At 44.7% G+C, this 11589-nt stretch carries 10 protein-coding genes and 2 pseudogenes; 9 read left to right on the forward strand and 3 right to left on the reverse strand.

Annotation, left to right across the window (positions count from 1 at the left end; genetic code table 11):
- From CWM22_04565 to CWM22_04575, 3 genes and pseudogenes are all read left to right on the forward strand, one after another.
- Entirely contained in the window at positions 1-1350 is a 1350-nt protein-coding gene (locus CWM22_04565; protein ID AUC91231.1) for a phosphoglucosamine mutase, read from the forward strand.
- A 135-nt stretch (positions 1351-1485) separates the two neighbouring features.
- Positions 1486-3030 (forward strand): ABC transporter ATP-binding protein, encoded by a 1545-nt coding sequence (locus tag CWM22_04570; GenBank protein AUC91232.1) that lies wholly within the window; start codon positions 1486-1488, stop codon positions 3028-3030.
- A gap of 161 nt (positions 3031-3191) precedes the next feature.
- Positions 3192-4426 (forward strand): annotated as a pseudogene (locus CWM22_04575) (serine/threonine transporter SstT).
- Here CWM22_04575 and CWM22_04580 read toward each other — a convergent pair.
- Positions 4342-4773 (reverse strand): hypothetical protein, encoded by a 432-nt coding sequence (locus CWM22_04580; protein AUC91233.1) that lies wholly within the window; start codon positions 4771-4773, stop codon positions 4342-4344. The pseudogene CWM22_04575 and the gene CWM22_04580 overlap by 85 nt on opposite strands.
- Here CWM22_04580 and pepV point away from each other — a divergent pair.
- From pepV to CWM22_04610, 6 genes and pseudogenes are all read left to right on the forward strand, one after another.
- Complete coding sequence (pepV, locus tag CWM22_04585; protein ID AUC91234.1) at positions 4742-6142, forward strand: dipeptidase PepV; 1401 nt, start codon at positions 4742-4744, stop codon at positions 6140-6142. The genes CWM22_04580 and pepV overlap by 32 nt on opposite strands.
- 3 nt (positions 6143-6145) lie before the next feature.
- Positions 6146-6356, forward strand: a pseudogene (locus CWM22_04590) (hypothetical protein).
- 93 nt (positions 6357-6449) lie between these two features.
- Entirely contained in the window at positions 6450-6908 is a 459-nt protein-coding gene (locus CWM22_04595; GenBank protein AUC91235.1) for an N-acetyltransferase, read from the forward strand.
- On the forward strand, positions 6895-7497 hold the full coding sequence (locus tag CWM22_04600) for a uracil-DNA glycosylase (protein ID AUC91236.1): 603 nt from the start codon (positions 6895-6897) through the stop codon (positions 7495-7497). The genes CWM22_04595 and CWM22_04600 overlap by 14 nt, the downstream gene beginning before the upstream one ends.
- 33 nt (positions 7498-7530) lie before the next feature.
- Positions 7531-8316, forward strand: coding sequence for a TPM domain-containing protein (locus tag CWM22_04605; GenBank protein AUC91237.1), 786 nt, complete (start codon positions 7531-7533; stop codon positions 8314-8316).
- A 15-nt stretch (positions 8317-8331) separates the two neighbouring features.
- On the forward strand, positions 8332-8913 hold the full coding sequence (locus tag CWM22_04610; protein ID AUC91238.1) for a LemA family protein: 582 nt from the start codon (positions 8332-8334) through the stop codon (positions 8911-8913).
- A 32-nt stretch (positions 8914-8945) separates the two neighbouring features.
- On the opposite strand, the gene CWM22_04615 is transcribed toward CWM22_04610, so the two are convergent.
- Together CWM22_04615 and CWM22_04620 are read right to left on the reverse strand one after the other, a co-directional pair.
- Positions 8946-10064 (reverse strand): hypothetical protein, encoded by a 1119-nt coding sequence (locus CWM22_04615; GenBank protein ID AUC91239.1) that lies wholly within the window; start codon positions 10062-10064, stop codon positions 8946-8948.
- 68 nt (positions 10065-10132) lie between these two features.
- On the reverse strand, positions 10133-11506 hold the full coding sequence (locus CWM22_04620) for a tRNA uridine-5-carboxymethylaminomethyl(34) synthesis GTPase MnmE (protein AUC91240.1): 1374 nt from the start codon (positions 11504-11506) through the stop codon (positions 10133-10135).
- Positions 11507-11589: the final 83 nt, after the last annotated feature.

Below are 11589 nucleotides of genomic sequence, written 5' to 3' on the forward strand. Positions count from 1 at the left end.
ATGGGTAAATATTTTGGGACAGATGGTGTCCGTGGAGAAGCAAACGTAGAATTAACGCCAGAATTAGCATTCAAATTGGGTCGTTTTGGTGGTTATGTCCTTAGCCAGCATGAGACGGATGTTCCTCGTGTCTTTGTGGCGCGTGACACACGTATCTCAGGTCAAATGTTAGAGGCTGCCTTGATTGCAGGACTTCTATCAGTAGGGATTCATGTGTATAAATTGGGAGTTTTGGCGACACCGGGTGTTGCCCACCTAGTCAAAACTGAAAAAGCAAGTGCAGGTGTCATGATTTCTGCAAGTCATAACCCAGCGCAAGATAACGGTATCAAATTCTTTGCAGGTGACGGCTTCAAGTTGGATGATGCTTTGGAAGCAGAGATTGAAGCTCTCTTGGATGCTGAAGAAGATACACTTCCTCGTCCATCTGCACAAGGCTTGGGCGATGTGGTTGATTATCCGGAAGGCTTGCGTAAATATGAATCCTTCCTTGTTTCAACAGGTATTCAGCTAGAAGGTATGAAAGTTGCCTTGGATACTGCCAATGGCGCTGCCTCAACCTCTGCTCGTCAAATTTTTGCGGATTTGGGAGCTGATTTAACCGTTATGGCTGAACATCCAGACGGATTGAATATTAATGAAGGCGTTGGCTCAACTCATCCTGAAAAATTGCAAGAACTGGTCAAGGAAACAGGTAGTCAAATTGGACTTGCCTTTGATGGTGACAGTGACCGCTTGATTGCCGTCGATGAAAATGGTGATTTGGTAGATGGCGACCGCATCATGTATATCGTCGGCAAGTACTTAGCAGAAAAGGGGTTACTTGCTAAAAATACCATTGTGACAACTGTTATGTCTAACCTTGGTTTCCATAAGGCTTTGGATCGTGAAGGTATTGAAAAAGCTGTGACCGCAGTTGGTGACCGTTATGTGGTTGAAGAAATGCGCAAGGAAGGCTACAATGTCGGTGGTGAGCAGTCAGGACATGTGATTCTGATGGATTATAACACCACAGGCGACGGCCAGTTGACCGCTGTGCAATTGACCAAAATCATGAAAGAAACTGGTAAGAAGTTGTCAGAATTGGTAGCAGAAGTGACCATTTACCCACAAAAATTGGTCAATATCCGTGTGGAAAACAGCATGAAAGACAAGGCAATGGAAGTGCCTGCTATTGCGGCTATCATTGAAAAAATGGAAGCAGAAATGGCTGGCAACGGTCGTATCTTGGTTCGCCCAAGTGGTACCGAGCCCCTCTTGCGTGTCATGGCAGAAGCGCCAACGGATGCTGAAGTCGATTACTATGTGGACACCATTGCTGATGTGGTCCGTGCAGAAATTGGAATTTAAGCAGAAATCAATCATTCTTTGAGCTGATTACATTGTCTAAATCTAGAAGATTGAGTAGGCTACTCTAAAGACAGTGAAAATAAAAGTAAAAACTGGAGTTTGGTTACTCCAGTTCTTTGATGTTGTGAGGAAATTATGAGTATTTTAGAAGTAAAGAATTTAAGTCATGGTTTTGGTGACCGTGCGATTTTTGAGAATGTCTCCTTCCGTCTCTTGAAAGGGGAGCATATCGGACTTGTGGGTGCCAATGGTGAGGGAAAATCAACCTTCATGTCTATTGTAACAGGGCAATTGCAGCCAGATGAGGGCAAGGTAGAATGGTCACGTTATGTAACGGCAGGTTATTTGGACCAGCATGCTAAACTAGAAAAGGGTCAATCAGTCCGTGATGTCTTGCGGACAGCATTCGATGAACTCTTCAAGACAGAAGCTCGTATCAATGACATTTACATGTCTATGGCAGAAGAGGGTGCTGATATGGATGCCCTCATGGAAGAGGTTGGTGAGCTGCAAGACCGTCTGGAAAGCCGTGATTTCTATACGCTTGATGCCAAGATTGACGAAGTAGCGCGTGCGCTTGGTGTCATGGATTATGGCATGGACAAGGATGTGACGGAGTTATCAGGGGGACAACGGACTAAGGTTCTTTTGGCAAAATTGCTCTTGGAAAAGCCTGACATCTTGCTTCTGGATGAGCCGACCAACTACTTGGATGCTGAACACATCGACTGGCTCAAACGCTACTTGCAGAACTATGAAAATGCCTTTGTCTTGATTTCGCATGACATTCCTTTCTTGAATGATGTGATTAACATTGTCTACCATGTGGAAAATCAGCTCTTGACTCGTTACACAGGCGACTATTACCAATTCCAAGAAGTACATGCTATGAAGCGGGCTCAGTTAGAGGCAGCCTATGAGCGCCAGCAGAAGGAAATCGCAGACTTGCAGGACTTCGTTAACCGTAATAAGGCTCGTGTTGCAACTCGAAACATGGCCATGTCTCGTCAGAAGAAGCTGGACAAGATGGAGATTATTGAGCTTCAAGCAGAGAAACCAAAGCCATCATTTGATTTCAAAATGGCTCGAACTCCAAGTCGCTTTATCTTCCAAACGACTGATTTGGAAATTGGTTATGACCGTGTATTGACACGTAAACCGCTCAATTTGACCTTTGAACGCAACCAGAAGATTGCCATTGTCGGTGCCAACGGTATCGGTAAATCTACTCTTCTTAAAAGTTTGCTAGGGATTATTCCACCGCTGGGCGGTTCTGTGGAGCGTGGGGAGTATTTGGAACTAGGCTATTTCGAGCAAGAAGTAGCTGGAGGCAATCGTCAGACCCCACTGGAAGCGGTTTGGGATGCCTTTCCTGCTCTGAACCAAGCGGAAGTACGAGCAGCCTTGGCTCGTTGTGGTCTGACTTCCAAGCATATCGAAAGCCAAATTCAAGTTCTTTCAGGTGGTGAGCAGGCCAAAGTTCGTTTCTGTTTGCTTATGAACCGTGAAAATAATGTCTTGGTTCTCGACGAGCCGACTAACCACTTGGATGTGGATGCCAAGGATGAACTCAAACGTGCCCTTCAAGCCTACAAGGGCTCAATTCTCATGGTCTGCCACGAGCCTGATTTCTATGAGGGTTGGGTTGACGATGTATGGGATTTTAATGAATTGACTTAAGCAACAAGCTGCCGAAAGGTGGCTTTTTGTTTCAGTTTGTAAAGACGAAAATGTTATTACATGCTTTTCAGATTTTCACTACCTGATACTCATTTTTTATTCTATTGACCAAGCCTCGTTTTTCTGCTATTATGGAAAAATGTTTGTTTGGAGGTAATTGTTTGAAAAATATAATCTCTATCTGGAAAAAGATGAGTTTAATACGGAAAATCAGTATTGGGGTAGTATTAGGATTAGTCTTGGGATTGAGTGTTCCACAGTTCACGATGATTTCTCTCTTTGGTAGTCTATTTGTAGGAGCATTGAAAGCTATAGCCCCTCTTTTGGTTCTGACCTTGGTAGCACATGCTCTATCACAAGCTCCTGCTGGTCAAAAATCGAATATGAGGACAGTTATCTGCTTGTATCTATTTGGTACTTTTGCTGCGGCCTTCATTGCTGTAGGAGCAAGCTATTTATTCCCTATTAAACTGGTTCTTTCTACTACAACGACTACGGACATTACTCCTCCACAAGGGATTTCTGAAGTATTCCAAGATTTGTTATTGAAAATAGTCGACAATCTGGTCAATGCTCTTGCAACGGCTAATTATATTGGTGTTTTGACATGGGCGGCAGTGTTTGGCTTGGCCTTTCGTCGTGCAAGCAAGACAACCAAAGATTTATTGAAATCTGCGGCAGAAGTGACTTCTAAAGTTGTAGGCTGGATTATTGGTCTGGCACCATTTGGTATCATGGGCTTGGTTTTCGATACCATTGCAAATAATGGTCTGACAGCTTTAAAAGACTATGGTTTACTGCTATTACTCTTGGTTGGAAGCATGTTTTTTGTTGCGCTTGTTGTCAATACCTTGATTGCTTTTTTTGTAATGAAAAAAATCCTTACCCGCTGGTATTTGAATGTCTTCGAGTTAGTGGGGTTACGGCATTTTTTACAAGAAGTTCAGCAGCTAATATTCCTGTCAATATGCAGCTCTGCAAACGTTTAGGAGTGGATCCAGATACATACTCAGTATCCATTCCGCTCGGTGCCACAAATAATATGGCAGGAGCTGCCATTACCATCAATATTTTGACAATGGCTGCAGTACATACACTTGGTATCACAGTTGATTTCAGTTCGGCCCTTCTTTTATCTGTTGTCGCATCTCTATCAGCTGCAGGAGCATCTGGGGTAGCAGGTGGCTCGCTTCTCTTCTCCTCTCCTCTCCTCTCCTCTCCTCTCCTCATTCCAGTAGCATGTAGCCTATTTGGTATTCCAAATGAAATCGCCATGCAGGTTGTTGGAGTAGGATTTGTAGTCGGAGTGATTCAAGATTCTTGTGAAACAGCCCTCAATTCATCAACCGATGTTTTGTTTACAGTTGTAGCAGAACGATCTACTTGGAAAAAATAGAAAGAAGTTGGGAGACCAACTTTTTTTCTTCGCTTTACTTCTGAAATCTCTTTCATTTTATGATAAAATAGACTTACTTTGATATAGTCTTTTGGTTTACTTTTAGAACTACCTTCAAAGGTTCGGGGAACCTTTGAAGGTCGGAGATGAAACAAACAGAGTTTGTGTCCACAGCCGCAGGCATAACTGGCGTTAGGCAAGGTGAGTTCAAACACTCCAGTGGAGTGTTTGAAGTTGGAAATAAGGAAACGATGTTTCCTCGCTCGTCGAAGTAATAAAAGATAAACCAAATGACGATACTGAAAAGGAGAACAAATGACAGTTAATTTTAGAGCAGAGTTTGACAAACGCAAAGATGAGTTTCTAGCGGACCTCTTTGACCTCTTACGCATCAATTCTGAGCGTGACGACAGCCAGGCAGATGCCCAGCATCCATTTGGTCCTGGACCAGTGCGTGCCTTGGACAAGTTCCTGGAAATTGCTCAGCGTGATGGCTATCCAACTAAAAATGTCGATAACTACGCAGGTCACTTTGAATTTGGCGAGGGCGACGAAGTCCTTGGTATCTTTGGTCACTTGGACGTGGTGCCAGCAGGAAGCGGTTGGAACACCGACCCTTACGAGCCGCAAATCATTGACGGCAAGCTCTTTGCCCGCGGATCTTCTGATGACAAGGGACCGACCATGGCTTGTTACTACGGCTTGAAAATCATCAAGGAGTTGGGCCTTCCGACCTCTAAAAAAGTCCGTTTCATCGTCGGTACCGACGAAGAGTCAGGCTGGGCAGACATGGATTACTACTTCGAGCATGTCGGTCTCCCATTACCAGATTTCGGATTTTCTCCAGACGCTGAGTTCCCGATTATCAACGGCGAAAAGGGCAATATCACAGCTTATCTTCATTTTGCAGGGGAAAATAGCGGAGCTGCTAAACTGCATTCCTTCACAGGCGGCCTGCGTGAGAACATGGTGCCTGAGTCTGCGACAGCTATTATTTCTGGCGAACTAGCAGACCTGGACAGCAAGTTGGCAGATTTCACAGCTGCTTACGGCTTAAAAGCTGACGCGGAAACTCTTGAAAACGGTCAAGTTCAAGTGACCGTCATCGGAAAATCAGCCCACGGTTCAACCCCAGAAGAAGGGGTCAACGGAGCAACCTATTTGGCAAAATTCCTCAGCCAATTCGCCTTTGACGGAGCAGCAAAATCCTATCTTGACTTAGCAGGACAAGTCCTTCTGGAAGACTATGACGCTAAAAAACTCGGCGTAGCCATCTACGATGAGCAAATGGGTGCCCTTTCTATGAACGCAGGTGTTTTCAAATTTGACGAAACTTCATCAGACAATACCATTGCCCTCAACTTCCGTTATCCAAAAAATACCAACCCAGAAACCATCAAGGCTGGTTTGGAAAAACTGGACGTGGAAGCTGTTAGCCTGTCTGAGCATGGCCATACCCCACACTATTGCCCAATCGATGACCCAATGGTCGCAACCCTCCTGTCTGTTTATGAAAAACACACAGGCTTGAAAGGTCACGAACAAGTAATCGGTGGAGGAACATTTGGACGCTTGCTCAAACGAGGTGTTGCCTACGGAGCCATGTTCCCAGGCGATGTCAACACCATGCACCAAGCCAACGAATTTATTGAAGTTGAGCAACTCTACCGCGCAGCTGCTATTTATGCAGAAGCTATCTACGAACTCATTAAGTAATACATGAGAGGCTGGGCAAAAAGCCTAGCACCACTTTTCAGAGTTCGTGTCAACATCTCAGCGCAGTGGTTGATTGGCAGATTTGTTCGTGCTCAACACTCCAAACCTGACCATTACGACTGTTGCGAACAAAGTTCGCTTCATCTCCAACCTCAAACTGTCTCCCAGACAGTTTGAGCTGTGCGGGGGTGGGAGTGAAACAGTCTGGGAATAGACTGTTTCAGCTCAACAACTAGAAATAAAGACTTGTTGACGAACTCTTTTTTTACTAGTCGAGTTCTTTCCCACTCCCTTTTTAGGAGGAAATATGGAACTGAAAGAACTTTGTTTTTCAGACATGGAAATGGTTAAAGAATTATTTTTATCTGTTTTCAGCCAAGAACCTTGGAATGATGATTGGTCAGATGAGGAACAATTAGATTGCTACTTAGGTGATTTACTGGGACATCCACGAGCCCTTTGTTTTGGTTTGTTTGATCAAGATAAGCTCATTGCCCTTTCCCTAGGTTACATTCGCTATTGGTATGAGGGAACAGAGTATCGAATTGAAGAGCTATGTATCTCTCGTCACTACCAAGGCAGAGGAATCGGACAAGATTTCCTAAAAAGAATTGAGGAGCAGTTGGAGAGAAGACAGATTGTTCATATTCTTTTGCAAACCGAACGCAACCTTCCAGCCTATTTTTTCTACCAAAAATATGGTTTCCGAACCTTAGAAGAAGATGTGACCATGGTCAAGAAAGTAGGACATCGTGGAACTTGCTGATATTCGTCAAGCCATCATTGAGGATGTTGCTAACCGAGACTTTACGAACAAGGGAATAGACCCCCTTTTCCAAGCCCCTTCGACCGCAAAAATTCTCATTATTGGACAGGCGCCTGGCTTGAAAACCCAGGAAAAAGGGCGTTTATTTGACGACGCCAGTGGTGACAACCTTCGTCAATGGTTGGGCGTGGATCGTCAGACTTTTTTTGAATCGGGTCATTTTGCTATTCTTCCTATGGATTTCTATTATCCAGGAAAAGGGAAGTCTGGGGATTTGCCGCCTCGCAAGGATTTCGCTCCCAAATGGCACCCGCTTATTCTGGACCAACTGCCAGAGCTTGAACTGACCATATTGGTAGGCAATTATGCTCAAGAATATTATTTGGAAAAATCCCAAAGGAACCTGACGGAGAGAGTGAAACATGCAGATGATTACCTTCCCACCTATTTTCCGTTGCCTCATCCCTCCCCAAGGAATAATATCTGGCAGGCAAAGAATCCCTGGTTTCAAGCTGAAATTATCCCTCAATTACAAAATATACTTATGCAAATACTTGAAAAACAAGGTAAAAATGATACAATAATATAAAGATGTTGTTTCTACCTTCAGAGGAGGTGCCGTATGAAAAAGTATCTGTTCTATTTATTAGGTTTCTTGCTTTTATTGTTCAGTCTAGGTCTGCCTAGCCTGGCACAAGCTGAGGGAATTCCAGACCGTCCTATTGCTACGACGGTGGTTGATGAAACCAATCTTCTTTCCAGTGAAACCATCGCCAGCATTGACCAGCTCAATCAGACTTGGGCAGCTAGCGAGCAACAACTGCAGGTTGGGGTCTATGTGACTGAAAGTCTTTCAAGGGATATTGAAAGTCTGGCAAACGAAACCTTTCGTGCATGGCAGGTTGGCTTTGCTGGGACAGACAATGGTATCCTCTTGGTGATTGCCATAGACGACAGGGAGTTTCGGATAGAGACCTCCGACAATGCTGCCACGGTGTTGACAGATGTGGAAGCCAAGGACATTCTAGATAATGCTAGAGAATTTTTCCGTCAGGAAGACTATAATGGCGGAGTGACCTACATTGTCCAATCCATCGGAGATCGCTTCTACGGGACTAGTCTGGGTCAGGAACAACTGGCAGCCATGGAAGAAAGGACCAGTGCGGAAAGTGATAGTTTTGTATTGTTTTTAATTCTAATACTAATCTTCATAATTTTTGGAATTATTGATAAGGCTAGCCGTGGTCGAGGCGGTGGTCCAGGTAATCTGCTTTGGATGTTGGTAGATGACCACCATCATTACCACAACAATCATTCTTCCCATTCTTCATCATCTTCATCATCCTATGGTGGAGGTGGTTGGTCTGGCGGCGGTGGTGGCGGTGGCGGAGCCTCATCTGGTTGGTAAGAAAGGAAAATGTTTATGAAAAAGAAATGGTTAGCCATACTAATCCCAGTTTTCGCTCTGCTATTTTTAGGAATGGGCGCAGTTGGGCAATACAATGGCTTAGTTGACAGTTATGCTGAGGTTGAAAATGCGCAAGCCAATGTAGACACACAGTTGCAACGTCGCTATGACTTAATACCCAATGTAGTCGCAGCTGTCAAAGGCGCCATGGAGCATGAGGAAGAGATTTTCACAGCCATTGCGGATGCACGTGCGAAAATCGGTTCCAGCCAAGTAGGGACCAGTGACTACAATCAAGCCCAAAGCCAGCTGGATTCGGCTGTGTCTCGCTTGCTGATGGTGACGGAAAATTATCCGCAATTAACAGCCAACCAACAGGTATCTGACCTCATTACCGAGCTAGAGGGGACTGAAAATCGGATTTTAGTTGCCCGCAAGGATTATAATGCGGTAGCAACTGCCTATAATAAAAAAATCAAACGGTTCCCGACGTCCATCTATGCCAACCTATTTGGCTATGAAAAAGTAGAGCTCTTCCAGGCAACAAATGATGCGGCAACAACCGTTCCAAGTGTGGATTTAAAGGATAACGAATAAAGAACTCGGCTCAGGGAGCCGAGTTCTTTATTTTATGGATTGATCCAAATTCCAGAAACGTAGTCTTCTGACAGAGTGGTCTGGTTGATAATGCTCTTAGCCTCCGTATCATAGATAAGGAGTTGATTTGCCAAAATAATCATTAAGCGCTTGTCATCGATTTGATGGATATGGTCGATGTAATGAGGACGGGGATTTAAGTCCTTCAAAGTATGATAGGATTGCTCGCCAGTTTGGGTATTGTAAATAGTAAAGGAAAGTGGGCTAAACATACCATTTTGATGCTCGATGAGAAGAAGGTTTTCGTCTTTGAGAGCATGGAGGGTACTTGGTGAGTGGTGCTCTAAAGTTACGGACGAAAATGTTTTTGTTTTTGTATCAAAGGCCAAGAGTTCGGATGACTGTTCAATGTCCTCATACTCACTTGTTTTTTTCCCTAAATTTGGGAGATAGATGGTTCCATTGATCAAAAGCCCCTCTCCTGTGGCAATGGTATTGTCGTACTTAAATACCTCTTGTTTCGAAAAATCCTTCTTATCAAATATCACTAGGACATTTTCTTCAGATCCATCTTGGGTAAAATCTTTCACAAAACCAGTTAAATAGACTGACGTTTGGTCTACCATGACTGGAGCATTTGGTATGAAGTCATCGTTTAAAACGTGGGTTTGAATGGTATCAAAATTCCTGTCAAATTGCGCTAGTTTGTGATAGGGCCCCGCTGTATAAAAGTTTTGTCCATCTGTACCACTGATATAGCTACTATACTGACTTGGCTTTCGCAAGACAGTGCCAGTATTGAAATCGATGGATATCAGATTGTCGTTAATGAATTTTTGCTGATCGTTGGCAAAGACTAGATACCGATTGTCTATGACATAATTTTCACCAGAGCCAAAATACCCTTGAGAATTCATCTTTTGGGTATGAAGCAGTTCTGGCTCTTGCCCATTTAGCTGAAAGGCTTCGACCTTACCGGGATAAACCAAGTAGAAATCCGCATTCTCAGTTAAGCCTATTTTGTTGTGCTGGTAGGCGTAGAGTTTCCAGCCAATAAAGGGAAAAACTAGACAGGACAGAAGTGTAATACAGATGATGATTTTTTCATGGAAAGACCTCCTTTCACTGTTTAGTATATCAAAATTTGTCATCTTAGACAAGAAATCATGTGTTAATATACAAATAAAGTCATGCAAGTTTTCTTACATGACTTTTGTTCTTATTTTCCAAGACAGAATTGGCTAAAGAGTTGGGTAATGAGTTCATCTGGAGCAGCATCCCCTGTTATTTCCCCCAAAATTTGCCAACAGCGGGTCAGGTCAACCTGTAACAAGTCTACTGGCATGCCCATTTCCAGCCCATCGTTGACAGCTTGTAGGCTTTGGACGGCTTGTTCAATGAGGGAAATGTGGCGAGAATTGGAGAGGTAGGTGGCATCTTGCTCGACCAGACCAGCATTTTCAAAGAAGAGTTGGTTGATTTTCTCTTCGATTTGGTCGATATTCTGGTTTTTCAAGACGGAAATGCGAATGACATCTTCAGGCAGTTGGTCTACTTCAATCTGCTCTTCCAGGTCGGTCTTGTTGAGCAGGACAATGCGGTTGGCCATATCGGAAATGGCTAGGAGGTTACGGTCTTGCTCGGTCAGAGGCTCAGATGCGTTGAGGACTAGTAGGATGAGGTCGGCCTCCTCAAGGGCTTTTTTGGACCGTTCCACACCGATTTTTTCAACGATGTCGTCTGTTTCACGGATACCTGCTGTATCAATCAGCTTGAGGGGGACGCCTTTGATGTTGACGTATTCTTCGATAACGTCACGGGTTGTTCCTGCGATGTCTGTAACGATGGCTTTTTCCTCGCGGAGAAGGTTATTGAGCAGGCTGGATTTTCCCACATTTGGACGACCGATAATAGCGGTTGCGATGCCTTCACGCAGGATTTTTCCACGGCGGGCAGTACGGAGGAGATTTTCCAAAAGCGCTTGGAACTGGAGGGTTTTCTCGCGGACCAGCTCTGTCGTCGCCTCCTCGACGTCGTCATACTCAGGGTAGTCGATGTTGACCTCAACCTGTGCCAGCGTGTTGAGAATCTCCTGGCGGGTGTCGTTGATGAGCTGGGAGAGGGAGCCGTCAAGCTGGCGGACGGCATTGTGCATGGCCTTGTCGGTCTTGGCACGGATGACATCCATGACGGCCTCGGCCTGAGTCAAATCCACACGACCGTTGAGAAAGGCACGCTTGGTAAATTCGCCCGGCTCAGCCATTCGAGCCCCTTGGCGAATCAGGAGCTGGAGGATTTCGTTGGTAACGGCGATGCCTCCGTGGGTATTAATCTCAATGACATCTTCGCGCGTGAAGGTCTTTGGGGAACGCATGGCTCCGATCATAACCTCGTCCAGCACTTGACCCGTCGCAGGGTCGATGATATGACCGTAGTTGAGGCTGTGACTGGGTACAGTCGCAAGGTCTTTTCCTTTGAAGACCTTGCTGGCAATGGCAAAAGCGTCCGTCCCAGAAAGGCGGACAATCCCGATAGCGCCCTCACCGAGAGGGGTGGAAATAGCGGTAATGGTGTCGAATTCTTTGGTAATCATATATCTTTCTTTCTAAAATCGTCTTATCTATTAGTGTATCATGGAATGATAAAAAAAGCACAAATGAGGGATGGGAATGCATG

It is taken from the genome of Streptococcus suis (assembly GCA_002831545.1).
In the GTDB taxonomy this organism is placed as follows: domain Bacteria; phylum Bacillota; class Bacilli; order Lactobacillales; family Streptococcaceae; genus Streptococcus; species Streptococcus suis_P.

Bases quoted from the DNA above. Each gene is read 5' to 3' on its own strand.
- CWM22_04565 (AUC91231.1), top strand. From the start codon at position 1: ATGGGTAAATATTTTGGGACAGATGGTGTCCGTGGAGAAGCAAACGTA.
- CWM22_04570 (AUC91232.1), top strand. From the start codon at position 1,486: ATGAGTATTTTAGAAGTAAAGAATTTAAGTCATGGTTTTGGTGACCGT.
- pepV (AUC91234.1), top strand. From the start codon at position 4,742: ATGACAGTTAATTTTAGAGCAGAGTTTGACAAACGCAAAGATGAGTTT.
- CWM22_04595 (AUC91235.1), top strand. From the start codon at position 6,450: ATGGAACTGAAAGAACTTTGTTTTTCAGACATGGAAATGGTTAAAGAA.
- CWM22_04605 (AUC91237.1), top strand. From the start codon at position 7,531: ATGAAAAAGTATCTGTTCTATTTATTAGGTTTCTTGCTTTTATTGTTC.
- CWM22_04610 (AUC91238.1), top strand. From the start codon at position 8,332: ATGAAAAAGAAATGGTTAGCCATACTAATCCCAGTTTTCGCTCTGCTA.
- CWM22_04615 (AUC91239.1), bottom strand. From the start codon at position 10,064: ATGACAAATTTTGATATACTAAACAGTGAAAGGAGGTCTTTCCATGAA.
- CWM22_04620 (AUC91240.1), bottom strand. From the start codon at position 11,506: ATGATTACCAAAGAATTCGACACCATTACCGCTATTTCCACCCCTCTC.